Here is an 18,576-nt window from a genome sequence, read left to right on the forward strand (position 1 = left end):
GGCCGCCGCGGAGCCCGCGGCGCGGCAGAGGTCCGACTCAGTCGAGTCGGTTCACCATCGCCTGCGCCGCACGATCGACGTAGTCGCGGAACGCGGCGTCGTGCATCGGAGGCAGCGCAACTGCGTCGAGGGCGGCGTTCATGTGCAGGAGCCAGCGGTCGCGGGCGTCGGGATTGACGTGGAATGCGGCGTGGCGCATGCGCAGCCGCGGGTGCCCGCGCTGCTCCGAGTACGTCGTCGGGCCGCCCCAGTACTGCTCCAGGAACGTGCGCAATCGCCAGATGGCGCCCTCCCAGTCGGCGTCGGGGTACATCGGTGCGAGCACGGGATCCTCGCGAACCCCGTCGTAGAACACCCGCACGATGCGCTCGAACGTCTCCGTGCCGCCGACCTGCGCCCACACGGTGTCCGTGACGGCGCTCCCGGTGGCGCCGGAGCGCAGGGTGAGTCGGGGCGCGGACTGCGGCTCGTCGGTCACTTGGTGCCTCCAGGTCCTTTGGGGAGCTCGTCCGCCAGTTTGATGTCGTGCTCGCGGAACTTGCGGCGGATCTCGGCCCGGATCGCGCGCTGGATCTCCCACTGCGCCTCCGGTCGCGTCCGCACGGCGAGGCGCAGTGTCGCGCGATCCCCGAACACGCTCTCGAGCCCCATCATCTCCGGTTCGCCCGTGACCTTGCGGGCGTACTTGTCGGAGCGGAGCAGGGTGCGCGCCGCATCCAGGGTGACCTCGGTGACGTGGGCGAGATCCTGGTTCGCATCGACGGTGACATCGATGAGGGCTCGACCCCATCCCTGCGAGGAGTTGCCGAGCGTGAGGATCTCGCCGTTCCTGATGAACCAGAGCGTGCCGTCGAGCGCCCGCACCTGGGTGACCCGGATCCCGACGTCCTCGACCGTTCCGCTCACCTGATCGATGGTGACGACGTCGCCGACCCCCAGCTGGTCCTCGAACACCATGAAGATGCCGTTGAGGAGATCCTTGACGATGTTCTGCGCGCCGAAGGCCAGGCCGGCCGCAACGATGCCCGCGGACGTCAGGAGCGCGGCGAGGTTCACGTTGAGCTGGCTGAGGATCAGGATCAGCGCGATCACGACCACGGTCCAGGTGATCACGGCGCGGCCGACGGTGCCGAGGGTGCGAGTTCGCTGCACGGCACGGGCGTTGACGTAGGGTGCCGCCTGCATCTCGGAGGTCGTGTCGACGTCCTGCGCGCGCTTCACGCCGCGGACCACCTGGGTGACCGTGCGCATCAGGAGACGGCGCAGGAGCCAGTTGAGCAGGATCGCGCCGATCACGATGAGCGCGATGTTGATGGGTGTGGCGTAGGTCGTGTAGAACGACCCCACCGTGCCCTGCACGACCTCTCCGACGCCGTCCATCAGACCTCCGCGTCGGTGCGCTGCGCGGCGAGGGCCCGGGTCACGCCGGCGAGATGCTCGGTGATGAGGCGGCGCAGTGCCGCCGGCGCCGAGGCGTGCGACTCCAGCCAGGATCGGGTGGCCTCAGCCAGCGCCTCGTTCGCGAGCGGTGAGGGGTAGAAGCCGTCGATCATCTCCTCGGCGATCGCGTAGCTGCGCGACTCCCACACCTCGGTGACGGCCGCGAAGAAGCGCTCGACGAACGGCTCGAGCGTCGAGCGGTCCGCGACGCGGGTGAATCCGAGTCCGGTCGCGCGCACGATGAGGTTGGACGCACCCGCCGCATCGAAGACACTCGCCCAGGCCGCGTCCTTGTCCACGGGCGTGGGGAGCGCGGCGCGGGCGTGCGCGGCGGACTGCTCGCCGCTCGCGGTGCGGTCATCGGCGAGGGCGGCCTCGATCTCCGCGGCCGTCGTCCGACCGCCCGCGGCGAGAGCGATGAGGAGCTCCCACCCGAGGTCCGTGTCGATGTCGAGCCCCTCGAGCTCGACGTCTCCGGCGAGCAACTGGAGCACGAGATCGAGGTGGGCGTCGCTCGCGGCGATGCCCGAGAACGCCTTCACGAACTGGAACTGGGTGTCGGATCCCGCCGGTGCCGCCGCCGCGAGACGCCACAGCGTGTCGGCGACGCGCTCGAGGGTGGCGGATCGGCGCTCGGGGGCGACGTAGCTCGAGGCCGCCAGGATCAGCTGCTGGAGCAGCGTGCGCAAGGTGGTCGAGGCCGTCTCCCGGTCGATGTGCGCGAGCACCACCTCGATGAACCGGCTGGCCGGCAGCTCGGCGTCGCGGGTCGCGTCCCAGAGCGTGCCCCAGACGAGAGAACGGGCCAGGGAGTCGGTCACGTCTCCGAGGCGCTCGGATACCGTCGCGAGCGAACGCTCGTCGAGGCGGATCTTGGCGTAGGTGAGGTCGTCGTCATTCAGGATCAGCAGTGCGGGCTGGGTGACGCCGACGAGCTCCGGCACGTCGGTCGAGGGGCCATCGATGTCGAGTTCGATGCGCTGCGCGCGGACGAGCCCGCTGTCGCCCTCCTCGTACAGTCCGACGGCGATCCGGTGCGGGCGCAGCGTCGGGTACTCGTCGATCGCCGACTGGTCGATGCTGAAGGATGCGTATCGGCCGTCCGCGTCGAGGGTGAAGTTCGGACGGAGCGTGTTCACGCCCGCGGTCTCGAGCCACTGCTCGGACCACCCCGACAGGTCTCGGCCGCTCTGCGCTTCGAGTTCGGTGAGGAGGTCGCGCAGCTCCGTGTTCGCGTGGTGGTGCTTCACGAAGTAGTCGTGCACGCCGCGCATGAACGGCTCGCGGCCGACCCAGGCGACGAGCTGCTTGAGCACGGACGCGCCCTTCGCGTACGTGATGCCGTCGAAGTTCACGAGCACGTCTTCGAGGTCGCGGATCTCGGCGACGATCGGGTGGGTGGACGGCAGCTGATCCTGCCGGTACGCCCACGACTTCTCGGAGGCGACGAAGGTCGTCCAGCACTCGGTCCACTCGGTCGCCTCGGCGGTGGCGAGGGTCGACATGTACTCGGCGAACGACTCGTTGAGCCAGAGGTCGTTCCACCACCGCATGGTGACGAGGTCGCCGAACCACATGTGGGCCAGCTCGTGCAGGATCGTGACGACACGACGCTCGCGCATCGCGTCGGTCACCTGGCTGCGGAAGACGTAGGCCTCGGTGAAGGTAACGGCGCCCGCGTTCTCCATCGCGCCGGCGTTGAACTCGGGCACGAAGAGCTGATCGTACTTGTCGAACGGGTAGGGGTAGTCGAACTGCTCCTCGAAGAAGGCGAACCCCTGGCGGGTCTTCTCGAACACGTAGTCGGCGTCGAGGTACTCGGCGAGGGACTCGCGGCAGAAGACGCCGAGCGGGATCGTGCGGCCGTCTCGGCTGGTGAGCTCGCTCCGCACCTCGTGATAGGGGCCCGCGATGAGCGCGGTGATGTAGCTCGACATGATGGGCGTCGGCGCGAAGGTCCAGGTGGCGATCGCCTCGCCGTTGGCGTCGCCCGCCGGCGTCGGGGTCGGGGTCGGCTGGTTGCTGGAGAGCTTCCAGCGCGCGGGTGCGGTCACGGTGAACTGGAAGGTCGCTTTCAGATCCGGCTGCTCGAAGACCGGGAAGACCCGACGCGAATCCGGGACCTCGAACTGGGAGTAGAGGTAGACCTCGCCGTCCGCGGGATCGACGAAGCGGTGCAGACCCTCGCCCGTATTGGTGTACCGCTGGGTCGACACGACCCGGAGGGTGTTCTGCGCCTGGAGCGCCTCGAGAGCAATCCGGGAATCGGCGAACGCGACCGAGGGGTCGACGGTCGCACCATTCAGCTCGAGAGAGTCGACCGAGTCCGCGATGAGGTCGATGAACGTCTGCGCGCCGGGCGTGGCGGTGAAGCTGACGGTCGTCGAAGCGCGGAAGGTGTCGGCACCGGTGGTGAGGTCGAGGGCGATCTCGTAGCTCTGGACGTCGACGATGGCGGCGCGCTCCTGCGCCTCGGCTCGGGTGAGATTTGTTCCTGGCACGCGTGCTCCTGGGATCGAGGTGATCTGATGGCACCACCCTATTCCTCGGCACTGACAGCTCGCAGAGTTCCGGGTCTACACTGACGATATGACTGCATCGACTCCCGCCGTTGAGTTCTGGTTCGATCCGATCTGCCCCTGGTGCTGGATGACCAGCCGGTGGGCGAGTGACGTTGCAGAGGTGCGAGGCTTCGAGATCGCCTGGCATCCGATCAGCCTGGCGATCCTCAATGAGGGGCAGGACGTGCCGGAGCCCTACGCCGAGGGGCAGCGCCAGGGGTTGCGGCTCGGGCGCGTCGCCGAGGCGGCAGGTCGGGCGCAGGGCCCCGCCGCGGTCGGCAAGGCCTACACCGCGATCGGCACGCGGGTGCATCCCGGCGGTCGCTCCGACTACGACACGATCATCGACGAGGTGCTGGCCGAGCTCGGTCTTCCCGAGGACCTGCGGTCGGCGGCGGACGATACGGGCCTCGATGCGCAGCTCCGTACGAACACGGATCACGCGATGGCCATCGCCGGGCCCGACGTCGGCGTGCCGATCATCTCGGTCGACGGCGCCGCCTTCTTCGGCCCGGTCGTCACCCCCGCGCCGAAGGGGGAAGACGCGCTGCGTCTCTGGGACGGGATCGTGATGGCAGCGAGTGTTCCAGGGTTCTACGAGCTCAAGCGCGGACGGACCGAGGGCCCGCAGTTCTGACCCGTCTCGTTCGGTAGACTCGAGGTCATGCGCATTCACGTCGCCACCGACCACGCCGGACTCGAATTCAGCCAGCAGCTGCAGCAGCACCTGCGCGACCAGGGGCACGAGGTCATCGACCACGGGCCCGACCACTACGACGCACTGGACGACTACCCGTCGTTCTGCATCAACGCGGCGCAGGGGGTCGCTCGGGATGAGCGTGCCGGGGTGCCGGCGCTGGGCGTCGTCTTCGGCGGGTCCGGCAACGGCGAGCAGATGGCCGCGAACAAGGTGGCCGGGATCCGCGCCGCGCTCGTGTGGAACGATGAGATCGCCGAGCTCGCGCGTGAGCACAACAACGCGAACGTGATCTCGATCGGTGCGCGCCAGCACCCGGTCGAGGATGCGATCCGCTTCATCGACCGCTTCATCGCGACCCCCTTCACCGGGGATGAGCGTCACGTACGCCGGATCGCCCAGCTCGGCGAGTACGAGCAGACCGGCGCCATCGCGGGCAAGCAGGTCGACGCTCCGTAGGCTGAGAGGATCTCCGGATGCCCGAGGGCCACTCCGTCCATCGCATCGCGCGGCAGTTCGCGGTCAATTTCGTCGGCACGGCGCCGGCCGTGACAAGCCCGCAGGGGCGGTTCGCGCAGGGTGCCGCGATCCTGAACGGTCGCGAGATGACCGACGCGCGCGCCGTCGGCAAGCAGATGTTCCTCGAGTTCACGGGCGACCACTGGTTGCGGGTGCATCTCGGCATCTACGGCGCCTGGGACTTCGCGGGCGATGTGCAGGTCGATCCGTCGATCCAGATCCACGCGACGAAGTTCGGGCGCGGTCGGCTCGGGCAGACGGGGATGGCGGGGGCGGTCGACGCTGCGACCCCGGTCGCGGATGCCGGCGCGGGATCAGGCTCGGATGCCGTCGCGGTCGACGAGGAGGCCGAGGACTCGGTGACCTCGATCGGCGCCCCGCGACGGGCGCGCGTGCGCATGGCCGAACAGGATCGCTCCGGCGGACTCCTCGAGTCGTTCCCGCCCGATCCGGTGGGCCAGGTGCGCGTGCGACTGCTGAACGACACGGTGTGCGCGGACCTCCGAGGTCCGACCGCCTGCGAGGTGCTGACCCCGGGGGAGGTCGACGCGGTGATCCAGCGTCTCGGGCCGGATCCGGCGAACGCGAACACCGAGGCCGAGCGGCAGCGGTTCGTCGAGCGGGCGGCGAAGAAGAAGACCCCTATCGGGCTCGTGCTCATGGACCAATCGGTCGTCGCGGGGATCGGCAACGTGTACCGAGCCGAGATGCTCTTCCGTGCGGAACTGAACCCGCACACCCCGGCGAACCAGCTCAGCGAGACGGTGCTCGAGGAGATGTGGGACGACTGGGCGCACCTGCTGGAGACCGGGATCACGGTCGGGCAGATGGTGACGATCGACGGTCTCACCGGCGACGACTACGTGCGTGCGCTGCAGGAGCGGGACGAGCGGCACTGGGTCTACAAGCTGGAGGGCACCCCCTGCAAACGGTGCGGCACGAACATCGTGCTGGAAGAATTCGGCGCCCGCAAGCTGTACTGGTGCCCGGGCTGCCAGACCTGACGCAGTCAGGTGATCCCGACCCGCGGCGCGCCGGTGTACGGAGCGAGCGGCATGACCCAGAAGTGTGGCATAATTGATCCTTGTGCCACGGTGCGGTACTGCCGCGAGGGTCCGCACGGACCGTGAGCTCACCACTTTAGACATTTTCGAATTCCGCGTTCCGACTTGCGGCGGCCGCAGAGAGAGACCATCATGCAGAAGCTCGACCACGTCGATGCCTCGTCGCTCAAGAGCGACATCCCCGAGTTCCGTGCCGGTGACACTGTCAAGGTGCACGTCAACATCGTCGAGGGCAACCGTTCGCGTGTCCAGGTGTTCCAGGGCGTCGTCATCTCCCGCCACGGCGAGGGTGTCCGCGAGACCTTCACCGTGCGCAAGATCAGCTTCCAGGTGGGCGTGGAGCGTAAGTTCCCCGTGCACTCGCCCGCGATCGAGAAGATCGAGGTCGTCACCCACGGTGATGTCCGTCGTGCGAAGCTCTACTACCTCCGCGGCCTGACCGGCAAGAAGGCGAAGATCAAGGAGAAGCGCGACCGCTAGTCGCCTCTCATACGGGCTTTCTCACGGAAGCCTGTGACGCTCCCAGGCTCCCCCCTGTCAAGGGTGGGAGCCTGAAGTGTCTCCGCCGGGCGGAACACGCCCGGCGACCCCGTTGGATCCCGAACCCCTGGAGCATCAATGAGCGAAGCTGTGGCCCCCGAGCGTCGGAAGCGGCAGCGCAGGGGTGGCATCCTCGGCTTCCTCCGAGACCTGATCATCATCCTGATCGTCGCGTTTGTCGTGTCGTTCCTGCTGAAGACGTTCCTGGTGCGCAGCTTCTACATCCCGTCGCAATCGATGGAGCAGACGCTGCAGGTGAACGACCGGATCCTCGTCAATCAGCTCGTTCCCGACATGGTCGGGGTGCAGCGCGGCGACATCGTGGTGTTCAAGGATCCGGGCGGATGGTTGCACCCGAGCTCCGCACTGCCGCCAAAGGGCTTCGAAAAGGTGCTGCAGGCCGTGGGTCTGGCCGCGGATACCAGCGATGAGTACGTCGTCAAGCGTGTCATCGGCGTCGGCGGCGATCGTGTGTCCTGCTGCGACGCCGAGGGGCGGGTCATGGTCAACGGGGTGTCGCTCGACGAGCCCTACGCCGTGATCCCGGAGGGGGAGACCCGCGCCTCTGCCATCGACTTCGACGTCGAGGTGCCCGAGGGTTCCGTCTGGGTGATGGGCGATAACCGCTACCAGAGCAAGGATTCGCGTTACAACCAGGACCAGCCCGGCAAGGGCTTCGTCCCGGAGGAGGAGATCGTCGGTCGGGCGTTCCTGCTGAACTGGCCGCTCAGCCACTTCGGGTGGCTCGGCACACCCGAGGGCACCTTCACTGGGGTCGAGGAGGCCCGTTCGGCCTCGTGATCCCGGACCGGAGCACCGCGGAGCCCGATCCCGCGGCCGCTGATCCCGTGATCGCTGATCCCGCAGCTGTCGCCCCCGCCGCTCCGGTCGCCATCGCGCTCTCCAAGGATCCGACGCTCGAGTACGAGCAGGAGCTGTTCGGTGCGGGAGCATCGATCGTAATCGGCATCGATGAGGTCGGCAGGGGTGCGATCGCGGGCCCCGTCGCCGTCGGCGTGCACGCGGTACTCGCGGGTACGCGGGAGTTTCCGGAGGGGCTCCGCGACTCGAAGCTGCTGAGCGAGAAGCGTCGCGAGATCCTCGCCCCCCTCGTCGCAGCCTGGGGTGGCGGGGCGGTGGGCTACGCGAGCGCCGAGGAGATCGACACGCGAGGGATCACCGGCATGCTCGGGGAGGCTGCGCGTCGCGCGCTGCTCGAGCTGCACCGATCGGGTGTGCCGGTGGATCGGGCCGTGATTATCCTGGACGGATCGCACGACTGGCTGACGCCGAGCCTCCGCGCGCCGCTCGACGTGCGCACGCGGGTGGGCGCCGACCGGAGCTGTGCGAGTGTCGCGGCGGCGTCGGTGCGCGCGAAGGTGGCCCGGGATGCGCTGATGCGCGAGGCGCACGACGCCCACCCCGAGTACGCCTGGGACTCGAACAAGGGGTACGGTTCGAAGGCGCACTTCGCGGGAATCGCCGGGCACGGGCTCACGGAGCTGCATCGGCACACCTGGATCAAAACCGCCCCGCGCTAGCCCACCCGGCCTCAGCCCGGTGCGACGAGCTGTGCACCGCATCCGCCCGCGCAGGCGACACCGCGGACCGGGCGATAGGCTGGAGGGGTGAGTACACGCGAGCTCTCGCCCGACGCGCCCATCGGCGTCTTCGACTCGGGCGTCGGCGGTCTGACCGTCGCCCGTGCGATTCGGGATCAGCTCCCCGGCGAGTCCATGATCTACGTCGGCGACACCGCCCGCACGCCCTACGGTCCCCGCCCGATCGCGGAGGTGCGCCGCTTCGCCCTCGAGATCCTCGACGACCTCGTCGACCAGGGCGTGAAGATGCTCGTCATCGCCTGCAACACCGCCTCCGCCGCGGTGCTCCGCGACGCCCGGGAACGCTACGACGTGCCCGTGGTCGAGGTCATCGCGCCCACGGTCCGCAGTGCGGCGGCGATCACCCGCAACGGCAACGTGGGCCTCATCGGAACCGTCGGCACGATCCAGTCCCGCGCCTACGACGACCTCTTCGCCGTGCGCCCCGAGATCACCCTCAGCGCCGTCGCCTGCCCGCGGTTCGTCGAGCTCGTCGAGGCCGGCGAGACGAGCGGCCCGGAGGTGCTGGCGGTTGCGGAGGCCTACCTCGCACCGCTGGTCGCCCGGGACATCGACACCCTGGTGCTGGGCTGCACGCACTACCCGTTCCTGCGCGGCGCGCTGCGGCAGGTCGTGGGCCCCGAGGTCGCGCTCGTCTCCAGTGACATCGAGACGGCCAACGAGGTCTACCAGGTGCTCACGAATCGCGATCTGCTGCGCCCGGTCGACGCGGGTGAGCCCGTGGTTCGCTACGAGGCGACCGGAACCGACGCCGCCGCCTTCGTCGATCTCGCGCGCCGCATGCTCGGGATCGGCATCGACACCGTCGACCGGCTCGAGACCGGCACGATCCGGCTTCCCGGCACGGCCGGCACGGTCGGCACCGCCGTCGCACCGGCCACCACCGGCACCCCCGCATAGTTCACCCCCAGTTTTCGAGTGTGAGGAACGACATGACCGACATCATCCGCGCCGACGGGCGCAACAGCGCCCAGATGCGACCCGTCACGATCGAGCGAGGCTGGAGTGCACAGGCCGAGGGCAGTGCGCTGATCTCCTTCGGCAACACCCGCGTGCTCTGCACCGCCTCGTTCACTCCGGGCGTGCCCCGGTGGCTCGCGGGCACGGGCACCGGCTGGGTGACCGCGGAGTACTCGATGCTGCCGAGATCGACGAACGAGCGCATGCAGCGTGAAGCGGTGAAGGGCAGGATCGGCGGCCGCACGCACGAGATCTCTCGCCTCATCGGTCGCAGCCTGCGCGCGATCATCGACATGAAGGCCCTCGGCGAGAACACCATCGTCATCGACTGCGACGTGCTGCAGGCCGACGGCGGCACCCGCACCACGGCGATCACGGGCGCGTACGTTGCGCTGGCAGACGCCCTCGAGTGGGCCCGTGCGCAGGGGCACATCGCGAAGAAGGCGCAGCCGCTCCGCGACAGCGTCGCGGCCGTGTCGGTCGGGATCGTCGACGGAGTGCCGCTGAGCGATCTCGCGTACGTCGAGGACTCCCGCGCCGAAACCGACATGAACGTCGTGGTCACGGGGTCCGGCGACTTCGTCGAGGTCCAGGGCACCGCCGAGGGTGCCCCGTTCAAGCGCGCCGAACTCGATGCGCTGCTGGATCTGGCGCTCGCGAGCGCCGCCGACCTCACGGTGCTGCAGCAGGCGGTGCTGGCGGAGGGACAGTAGTCATGGCGACCACCCTCGTGCTCGCGTCGCACAACGCGCACAAGCTCACCGAACTGCGCCGGATCCTCGGGCCCCTGATCCCGGGGGTCGAACTCGTCGGCTACGACGGTCCCGAGCCCATCGAGAGCGGCGTGACCTTCGCCGAGAACGCGCTGCTCAAGGCCCGCGCGGCGGCCGCCCACACGGGGCTGCCCGCCATCGCCGACGACTCGGGCATCGCCGTCGACATTTTGGGCGGCTGCCCCGGGATCTTCTCCGCGCGCTGGGGTGGGCCGGCTCGCAACGACCGCGCGAACGTCGACCTGCTGCTGTGGCAGCTCACGGATGTCGGAGACGAGCATCGGGACGCGGGGTTCATCTGCGCCGCCGCGTTGGTGCTGCCGCAGGCGGCGGATACCCCATCCGAGGCGGATACCCCATCCGAGGCGGAGGCCGAGGCCGAGGCCGAGGCGTCCGAGGTCTGCAAGATCGGCGTCTGGCCGGGCCGTGTGCTCCGGGAGCCCCGTGGCGCCGAGGGGTTCGGCTACGACCCCGTGTTCCAACCCGAGCACGAGGAGCGTTCGGCCGCCGAGCTCACGGCGGCCGAGAAGGACGCGCTCTCGCACCGCACGCGTGCCTTCAGCGCCCTGGCGCCGGAGATCCTCGCCCGCCTCACCTGAAGTTTCCCCACGTCGGCTTGTGGGCCCCAGCGTCCGAGCCCGAGTATCCGCGCGACTGCGCCAGTGGTACCCAACACATGAGTGACCTCGTTTCCATACCGAAATGGAGAATCTGACGATGATGGAATCACGCTCGGGCGGTCTCGGCCACCCGGAGGATCAGCAGGCACCCGCAGGCGGCCTCGTCCGTCCTGATGTCTCGGAGTCCGACGCCGTGACGATCGCGCGCGAGTGCTACGGGATCGACGTGACGGCACGTGAACTGGGCAGCAATCAGGATCGCAATTTCCTGCTCACGACCCCCGACGGCGACCGGAGTGTGCTCCGCGTCGACAACCCGGTGTTCCCGGACTCCGCACGCGACGCCCAGCACGCCGCACTCGACGCCTACCGGGCCGCCGGCGTGCCGGTGTCGGCCGTGCTCGCGGGTGTCGACGGCGAGCCCACCCAGCGCTGGCGCGGCTTCGCCGTGCGCCGCAGCGAGTTCGCCGAGGGCGCGCCGATGGTCGACAGCGGGTACTTCGCACCCGTCGTGCTCGCCGAGTTCGGCGCGCTGGCGGCAGCGTCGGTCCGCGCGCTCGCGGACCTCACCCACCCGGGGCTCGAGCGCGAGCAGATGTGGGACATGCGGGTCGCGCACGCGGAGACGATCCAGCTCGCCGCGTCGATCGCCGATGAGGTGTTGCGCGAACGCGTGCTCCTCGCCGCGGAAGCCGCGCACGAGGCGCTCGCCCCGCTCATCGACGCGCTCCCGGTGCAGGCCATTCACGGCGATCTCACCGACGACAACGTGATGGGCCGCGCGGGAACCGATGCGCGCCTGCACCCGCATACCGTGCTCGATCTCGGAGACCTCGGCATGGGCTGGCGGGTCGCGGAGCTCGCGGTGACGGCGTCATCGATGCTGCACCACGATCCGGAGCGCCCGCTGCGGCAGCTCGAGGTGATCACCGCGTTCCATCGGGACGCCCCGCTGTCGGCGGCCGAGGCGCGCGCGGTCTGGCCGCTCGTCGTGTTGCGCGCGGCCCTGCTCGTGGCGAGCGGGTGGCGCCAGCTTGAGATCGACGGTGACAACGCCTACGCCCGGGAGCGCGTCGCCGGAGAGCAGGCGATCTTCGACGCCGCGACGGCCCTGCCGCTCGCCGAGGTCACGGAGCACGTGCTGGCGGCGCTCGGATTCGTCGGAGTCGCGGACGGTGCCGGCCTGCGCCTCGTCGGTGCACCGATGCCGGCGACGCTCAAGGAGCTCGCCGAGGCGGGACTGTCGCACGAGGAGCTGCGCGAACGGCGGTCGATCCCGCTCCGCTCGCTGCTACCGGGGCTGCAGGGGGAGGTCGCCATGCTCGATCCCGGGGTGGAGAGCGACGCCCTCGACGCCGGGCGCTGGTTGGCGGACGACGCCGAGGCTGAACTCATCGCCGACGCGCTCGGCGGAGGAGCCGGGGCCGCGGTGCTGCCGTACGGCGTGTATCGGTTGACCCGCACCGCGGTGGATGCCGACGCCGCCGCCGAGACCTGGCCCATCGGCACCGAGGTGCATGTTGCAGCCGGTGAGGCGCTCCCGGTCACGTCCCCGGTCGCGGGCGTGGTCGCCGTGGCCACCGACCGCGGCGTGCTGCTCGAGCTGGAGGGCGGCTGGACGCTTTCGATCGACGGCGTTCGGCCCGAGTGCGAGGCAGGGGACACGGTCGCACCGGGGCGCCGGATCGCGTCGTTGCCCGCGGCCGACGAGGCGCGGCCCATCGCGGCCACCCTCTGCCGGGCCGACGCCCTGGTGGGAGCGGAGCCGCCGATCCTCGCCCTCGACGAGCCCGACGAGGGTCGCGCGCAGCTGGTCGCCCCCGAACGGGTGCCGGCCTGGTCGCGCTTCACCTTCGACCCCTCGGCCCTGTTGAACATCGCATCCGTGCTGCAGCGCGACGAGTCCGGCGACGAGCAGGCCCGGCGGGAGCAGATCTTCGCCTCGGCCCAGGAGCGCTACTACGAGCGTCCGATGCAGATCGAGCGCGGTTGGCGCCACCACCTCGTCGACACCACCGGCCGCGCCTACATCGACATGGTGAACAACGTCACGGGGCTCGGCCACGGCCACCCCGGCGTCGCCGACGCGGTGAACCGGCAGATCCGGATTCTCAACACCAACTCGCGCTTCCTCTACCGCGAGCTGGCGGAATACAGCGAGCGGCTCCTCGCCCTGCTGCCCGCGGACAGCGAGCTCGACACCGTGCTGCTCGTGAACAGCGGGTCGGAGGCGGTCGACCTCGCGTTGCGCCTCGCGCAGGCGGCGACGGGGCGGAAGACCGTCGTTTCCCTCCGGGAGGCCTACCACGGGTGGACCATGGCGTCGGATGCCGTCACCACCTCCGCCTATGACAACCCGTACGCGCTGGAGAATCGCCCCGACTGGGTGCACGTCGCCGACGTGCCGAACCGCTACCGGGGAACGTATCGCGGCGACGACACCGGCGCCCGGTACGCGGCAGACCTCGGCGCGGATCTCGACGCGCTCGCGGCGGAGGGTCGCGATGCGGCCGCGTTCATCTGCGAGTCGGTGCTCGGCAACGCGGGCGGCGTGCTGCTCCCGGACGGGTACCTCGCCGACGCCTACCGTCGCGTGCGCGCCGCCGGTGGGCTGTGCATCGCCGACGAGGTGCAGGTCGGGTTCGGACGTATGGGGTCGAGCTTCTGGGGCTTCGAGCAGTCGGGCGCCCTGCCCGACCTCATCACGATCGCGAAGCCGATGGGCAATGGCTTCCCGATCGGCGGCGTCATCACCTCCAAGCGCATCGCGGACGCCCTCGCCACGCAGGGCCAGTTCTTCTCGTCGGCGGGCGGCAACCCGCTGAGCTGCCGGGTCGGGATCGCGGTGCTCGACGCGATGGAGTCCGAAGGGCTGCAGGAGAACGCGCGCGTGGTGGGGAGCCGGCTCGCCGACGGCTTCCGGGCGCTCGCCGAGCGGCACGCACTCATCGGTCCGATCCACGGCGAGGGCCTGTACCTGGGCGTCGAGCTGGTTCGGGATCGCGACACGATGGAACCCGCCACGGCGGAGGCGGCGGCGATCTGCGAGCGCATGAAGGAGCTGGGCGTCATCGTGCTCACGACCTCGGAGCGCTCGAACGTGCTCAAGGTGAAGCCGCCGCTCTGCCTCACCGCGGACAGCGCGGACGTGGTGGTGGCCGCGCTGGATCGGGTGCTCACCGAGGGCTGGTAGCCGGTCGATGTCGACTCGCTGCGCTGGCTGAGCGAGCGCAGCGGGTCGACACCCGCGCACCTACAGGTGCAGCACGATCCGGGCGATGAGGAAGTAGATCACGAGCCCGGTTGCGTCGACGAACGTCGTGATGAACGGATTCGAGAACACCGCGGGATCGACCCGGATCGCCCGAGCGACGAGCGGCATGATCCCGCCCACCGCCGCCGCCACCGTGCACACCGCGAGCAGGGTCAGCCCGATGACGAGGCCCATGTCCGGGGCGAAGACGAGCGCGGCGATCCCGAATCCGATGGCACCGAGCAGCAGCCCGAGCAGAGCGCCGGTCAGCAGTTCGCGACTGAGCACTCGCAGAATGTCGCGCGGGCGCACATCGCCGAGCGCGAGCGCGCGGGTGACGGTCGTCGCGGCCTGATTGCCGGTGTTGCCGCCGGTGCCGATGAGGAGCGGCACGAAGAGGGCGAGCGCCGTGACCTGCGCCAGCGTGGCCTCGAACGCCGAGAGCACCTGCACGGTGAGCGTCGCCCCCACCGCCAGCACCAGGAGCCACACGACGCGTGACCGCACGATCGTGAAGACCGGGGTCGAGAGGTACGGCCGGTTCAGCGGCTCGGCACCGCCCTGGCGCGCCGCGTCCTGGCTCTCCTCGTGCTCGAGGATTCGCACGGCGTCATCGATGGTGAGCATGCCGATCAGGCGCGACTCGCTGTCGACGATCGGCAGTGCGAGAAGACGGAGGTCCGTGCACATACGCGCGGCCACCTCGGCCTCCTCGGTCGCCTCCGAGGTGTGGGCCGGCTGCATGAAGGCCTCGACGGGTGCGTCGGGATCCGCACCGAGCAGGTCCCGAAGGCTCACGATGCCGGCCACGCGGCGCCCGTGATCGAGCACGGGGATCGTGTAGACGGTCTCCGCGTCGGCGAGTCGGGCGCGCACGCGCTCGATCGACTCCGCGGCGGTCATGCCGACGTGCGTCGTCACGAACTCGGGGGTCATGCGGCGCCCGACGCTGCCCTGGCGGTAGCCGAGCAGCCCGGCGGTGAGCACCCGTTCGTCTTCGGGCAGGCCGCGGAGCAGGCGGGCGGCGAGCACCGCCGGCACCTCGTCGAGCAGCCACATGCGGTCGTCGGGATCGAGCTCCGCGAACAGGCGGGAGACGTCCGCGTCCTGCAACCCGGTGAAGAGGTCGCTCTGCAGCGCGGGCGGCAGCATCTCGAAGACCTCGAGCGCGCGGTCCTTCGCGAGCAATCGGTGGATGATGGCGCGCTGCTTCAGGTTGAGGCGCTCCAGGACCTCGACGATCTCCGAGGTGGAGAGCGGCGTCAGCACCCCGGTGAGGGTGATGAGGTCCTGGCGGGCGAGGAGCGGGGTGATGGTGTCGATCAGCTCATCGATGTTCGGGGTCTGCTGCTGCAGGGTCATGGCTTCGCTCTTTCGGCAAGGACACGCGGATCGCGCGTCGGACGACCGGCACCGAACGGCTGCGCGCACGGGTGCGTGCGGAGCCGTCGGGCGGGAGGCGGGCCTGGTGGGCCCGGGGGAGAGGGCCGGATGGCGCGAGGCTCGAGCGGAGACTACTGGTCGCGGAAAGCGACGCAGCGAGCGTGAGCGATCGCGGTGACCGGCTGCGGACTGGCACTGTCACTGGACATAACGGACACTCACCTCGCTTTCACTGGGGCGGCGCCACCGGCGCACGCACAGGACCGAATGTAGCAGCCCGGGACCGGCGCGGCCAACCCGGAACCACGGTCCCGTTGATCTGGATGTCGACCGGTGCGCACCACGCGGTGCATTCGGGAGTACAGTGAGCGCGTGAAGACCCGATTCGCGCCGGACGAGACGCCGGACGAGGTGCCAGGAGATCGCTCTCCGGCACTCGATCCGTCGCGCGATGCGTCACGGGATCCGCTGCCGCTCGGGTCTGCGCCGCAGCACCGCCTTCGCGCGTGGCTCCTCGCCGGGACCGCCGACGCGCCGGGCGAGCACACGGGTCCGCACGGCCGCCCGCCCGTCGACCGCCGGACCACCTGGTGGCGGGTCATGTGCCTCACCGGTGTCGACTACTTCTCGACACTCGGCTACCAGCCCGCAATTGCGGCCCTCGCGGCGGGCCTGCTCGCACCCATCGCGACGATCCTGCTCGTCATCGTGACCCTGGCCGGAGCGCTCCCGATCTACCGACGCGTCGCCCGAGAGAGCCCGAACGGCGCAGGATCGATCGCCATGCTCGGTGCGCTCCTGCCGCGCTGGGGCGGCAAACTCGCCATCCTCGCGCTCCTGGGATTCGCGGCGACCGACTTCATGATCACCATGACGCTCTCCGCCGCCGACGCGACCGCGCACCTCGTCGAGAACCCCTTCGCGCCGGAGGGGCTCCGGGGTCACGAGGTGGCCATCACCCTCGGGTTCATCCTCGCGCTCGGGATCGTCTTCCTGCGCGGGTTCACGGAGGCGATCCGAGTCGCGACCCTGCTCGTCGCCGCGTTCCTCGCGCTGAATCTTGTCGTGCTCATCACGGCCTTCGTGCACATCGCGGGCCGGCCGCTCGTCGTCGAGGACTGGTGGAGCGCCCTCACCACGCAGCACGGCGATCCCTGGCTCATGATCGGGATCGCACTGATCGTGTTCCCGAAACTCGCACTCGGCCTGTCGGGTTTCGAGACTGGCGTGGCCGTGATGCCTCAGATCCGCGGCGACGCCAGGGATACGGACGCCGAGCCGCGGGGCCGGATCCGCGGCGCGCACCGACTCCTCACCACCTCCGCGCTGATCATGAGCGGGTTCCTCATCACGTCGTCGTTCGCCACGGTCGTGCTGATTCCGGCGGCGGAGTTCCAGCCGGGCGGCGCAGCGAATGGGCGCGCCCTCGCGTATCTCGGGCACGAGTACCTGGGCGAAGGGTTCGGCACGGCCTACGACCTCGTGACCATCGCGATTCTCTGGTTCGCCGGCGCCTCCGCGATGGCCGGTCTGCTCAACCTCGTGCCGCGCTACCTGCCCCGGTTCGGCATGGCCCCGCGCTGGGCGCGGGCGATCCGTCCGCTCGTCCTCGTGTTCACCGGCGTGGCGGCGCTCGTCACGATCATCTTCCGCGCCGACGTCGACGCGCAGGGCGGCGCGTACGCCACCGGGGTGCTCGTGCTCATGACCTCCGCGGGTGTCGCCGTCACGCTCTCCGCACGCCGCCACCGGCAGCGACGCCGGATGATCGCCTTCGGGATCATCACCGGTGTCTTTCTGTACACCACCGTCGCCAACGTCATCGAGCGCCCGGACGGGATCCGCATCGCCGCGTGCTTCATCCTCGGGATCCTGGTGGTGAGCTTTGGCTCGCGGGTGGCGCGGGCCACCGAGCTGCGCGCCGTCACCGTGGCGTTCGACGAGCGCGCCACCGCGTGGATCGGTGAGCGGCGCGGCTGCCGGATCGACCTCATCGCGCACGAGCCCGGCACGCACTCGCGATACCCGCTGAAGCTGCTGCACGCCCGACAGGCGCACCACCTCTCCGACGCAGAGCCGTGGTTCATCGAGGTGACGATCGGCGACAGCTCCGACTTCGAGGATGAGCTCGTCGTCCGAGGGCTGCTCCGAGACGGCTATCGGGTGCTCGCCGTGACGGGCAGCAATGTGCCGAACACGCTCGCCGCGGTGCTCCTCACGCTGCGGGACCGTACGGGTGACATGCCGCACATCTACTTTCGATGGACCGAGGGGAACCCGCTGGTGAATCTCCTGCGCTTCCTGCTCTTCGGCGAGGGCGAGATCGCCCCCGTGACCCGCGAGGTGCTGCGGGAGGCGGAGTCCGACCACACCCAGCGACCGTGGGTGCACGTGGCCTAGCGACGGAGTCGGCTCCGCGTCTCGGAACGTCCGAGGCTCACCGCTGCAGGCGCGGATCCTCCGTCGGGTCGAGGTAGGCGGTCGGGCACCCCGACTCCACCGCCTCCGCTCGGAGCTCGAAGTGCCAGGACTCGTTCGCGTACGTCTGGCACAGCCCATACGCGGCGCCGTACTGCGACAGCCAGAGACTCGCGTCGAACGGTCCGACGTCGATCGCGTCGCCCGTGACGTGCGACGAGGTCTCCGGCGTGGCCACCCACCGCGCCGCTTCCTCACGTGAACCGTAGTCGGCGACCGCCTGCTCCAGGAGCTGCTCCTGCAGCGCGGGCGATCGCCACCCGCTGTTGACCTCGAACTGGACGCCCTCCGCGGCCGCGTCGGTGGCGGCCGCTTGCACGGCGGCGAGGAGGTCGGGCGCCAGCCCCGAGATCGCGGGGTGCTCGGTGTCGAATACGGACAGCGGGTGCTCGGCATCGATCACCCCGTCCGCCGCGGTGGGGGTCGGAGCGGGATCGAGGATCCCGCCCCAGCTCGCGACCCCGGATCCGGATGCGGCACCCGCGAGGAGCTCGGGGACGAACCGCAGTGCGAGCAGGGCGACGAGGCAGATCGCCGCGCACCCGAGGCCGACGAGGGCGAGACGGCGGGTCGAACGGGCGGGGGAGGCATCGAGATCGGTCATACCCGCAGTCAACGGGAGACGGTGTTGCGAGGGCGTAGGCAGAATTCGATACGCTCCCGATA

General features: G+C 69.9%; 16 protein-coding genes. 11 read left to right on the forward strand and 5 right to left on the reverse strand.

Features of this window, described 5'->3' with window-relative positions:
• Nucleotides 1–37: 37 nt before the first annotated feature.
• From MUN76_RS01595 to pepN, 3 genes are read right to left on the reverse strand one after another with little or no spacing between them, the layout of a single operon-like run.
• Complete coding sequence (locus MUN76_RS01595) at nucleotides 38–478, reverse strand: globin (RefSeq protein ID WP_429952991.1); 441 nt, start codon at nucleotides 476–478, stop codon at nucleotides 38–40.
• Nucleotides 475–1,380 (reverse strand): mechanosensitive ion channel family protein, encoded by a 906-nt coding sequence (locus MUN76_RS01600; RefSeq protein ID WP_244686564.1) that lies wholly within the window; start codon nucleotides 1,378–1,380, stop codon nucleotides 475–477. The genes MUN76_RS01595 and MUN76_RS01600 overlap by 4 nt, the downstream gene beginning before the upstream one ends.
• Nucleotides 1,380–3,941, reverse strand: a complete 2,562-nt coding sequence (pepN, locus tag MUN76_RS01605; RefSeq protein WP_244686565.1) for an aminopeptidase N — start codon at nucleotides 3,939–3,941, stop codon at nucleotides 1,380–1,382. The genes MUN76_RS01600 and pepN overlap by 1 nt, the downstream gene beginning before the upstream one ends.
• Nucleotides 3,942–4,029: 88 nt before the next feature.
• Between pepN and MUN76_RS01610 the strand changes: the two genes are divergently transcribed.
• The 10 genes from MUN76_RS01610 to MUN76_RS01655 all read left to right on the forward strand — a co-directional run bounded on the left by MUN76_RS01610 (nucleotide 4,030) and on the right by MUN76_RS01655 (nucleotide 13,989).
• The gene (locus MUN76_RS01610) at nucleotides 4,030–4,638 is read left to right on the forward strand and encodes a mycothiol-dependent nitroreductase Rv2466c family protein (RefSeq protein WP_244686567.1); all 609 of its coding nucleotides are present in this window, start codon (nucleotides 4,030–4,032) and stop codon (nucleotides 4,636–4,638) included.
• Nucleotides 4,639–4,665: 27 nt separating this feature from the next.
• A complete protein-coding gene (locus MUN76_RS01615) occupies nucleotides 4,666–5,157 on the forward strand; it encodes a ribose-5-phosphate isomerase (RefSeq protein ID WP_244686569.1) in 492 nt (163 codons plus the stop codon).
• Nucleotides 5,158–5,174: 17 nt separating this feature from the next.
• A complete protein-coding gene (locus tag MUN76_RS01620) occupies nucleotides 5,175–6,221 on the forward strand; it encodes an Fpg/Nei family DNA glycosylase (RefSeq protein WP_244686571.1) in 1,047 nt (348 codons plus the stop codon).
• Between the two features lie 192 nt (nucleotides 6,222–6,413).
• A complete protein-coding gene (gene rplS, locus MUN76_RS01625) occupies nucleotides 6,414–6,761 on the forward strand; it encodes a 50S ribosomal protein L19 (protein WP_244686573.1) in 348 nt (115 codons plus the stop codon).
• Nucleotides 6,762–6,899: 138 nt separating this feature from the next.
• Entirely contained in the window at nucleotides 6,900–7,622 is a 723-nt protein-coding gene (gene lepB / locus MUN76_RS01630; RefSeq protein WP_244686575.1) for a signal peptidase I, read from the forward strand.
• Nucleotides 7,623–7,672: 50 nt separating this feature from the next.
• Nucleotides 7,673–8,362, forward strand: a complete 690-nt coding sequence (gene rnhB / locus MUN76_RS01635; protein WP_429953334.1) for a ribonuclease HII — start codon at nucleotides 7,673–7,675, stop codon at nucleotides 8,360–8,362.
• An 87-nt stretch (nucleotides 8,363–8,449) separates the two neighbouring features.
• On the forward strand, nucleotides 8,450–9,343 hold the full coding sequence (gene murI, locus MUN76_RS01640; protein ID WP_244686576.1) for a glutamate racemase: 894 nt from the start codon (nucleotides 8,450–8,452) through the stop codon (nucleotides 9,341–9,343).
• A gap of 32 nt (nucleotides 9,344–9,375) precedes the next feature.
• Entirely contained in the window at nucleotides 9,376–10,116 is a 741-nt protein-coding gene (rph, locus tag MUN76_RS01645) for a ribonuclease PH (RefSeq protein WP_244686578.1), read from the forward strand.
• A gap of 2 nt (nucleotides 10,117–10,118) precedes the next feature.
• A complete protein-coding gene (locus MUN76_RS01650) occupies nucleotides 10,119–10,775 on the forward strand; it encodes a non-canonical purine NTP pyrophosphatase (protein WP_244686580.1) in 657 nt (218 codons plus the stop codon).
• A 121-nt stretch (nucleotides 10,776–10,896) separates the two neighbouring features.
• A complete protein-coding gene (locus tag MUN76_RS01655; RefSeq protein WP_429953336.1) occupies nucleotides 10,897–13,989 on the forward strand; it encodes an aminotransferase in 3,093 nt (1,030 codons plus the stop codon).
• Between the two features lie 60 nt (nucleotides 13,990–14,049).
• Here MUN76_RS01655 and mgtE read toward each other — a convergent pair whose 3' ends face one another.
• The gene (gene mgtE, locus MUN76_RS01660; protein ID WP_244686584.1) at nucleotides 14,050–15,411 is read right to left on the reverse strand and encodes a magnesium transporter; all 1,362 of its coding nucleotides are present in this window, start codon (nucleotides 15,409–15,411) and stop codon (nucleotides 14,050–14,052) included.
• Between the two features lie 621 nt (nucleotides 15,412–16,032).
• Between mgtE and MUN76_RS01665 the strand changes: the two genes are divergently transcribed.
• Entirely contained in the window at nucleotides 16,033–17,832 is a 1,800-nt protein-coding gene (locus MUN76_RS01665) for an APC family permease (protein WP_244688608.1), read from the forward strand.
• Nucleotides 17,833–17,869: 37 nt separating this feature from the next.
• On the opposite strand, the gene MUN76_RS01670 is transcribed toward MUN76_RS01665, so the two are convergent.
• On the reverse strand, nucleotides 17,870–18,514 hold the full coding sequence (locus MUN76_RS01670; RefSeq protein WP_244686586.1) for a M15 family metallopeptidase: 645 nt from the start codon (nucleotides 18,512–18,514) through the stop codon (nucleotides 17,870–17,872).
• Between the last annotated feature and the right edge of the window lie 62 nt (nucleotides 18,515–18,576).

The organism is Leucobacter rhizosphaerae, from assembly GCF_022919175.1.
In the GTDB taxonomy this organism is placed as follows: domain Bacteria; phylum Actinomycetota; class Actinomycetes; order Actinomycetales; family Microbacteriaceae; genus Leucobacter; species Leucobacter rhizosphaerae.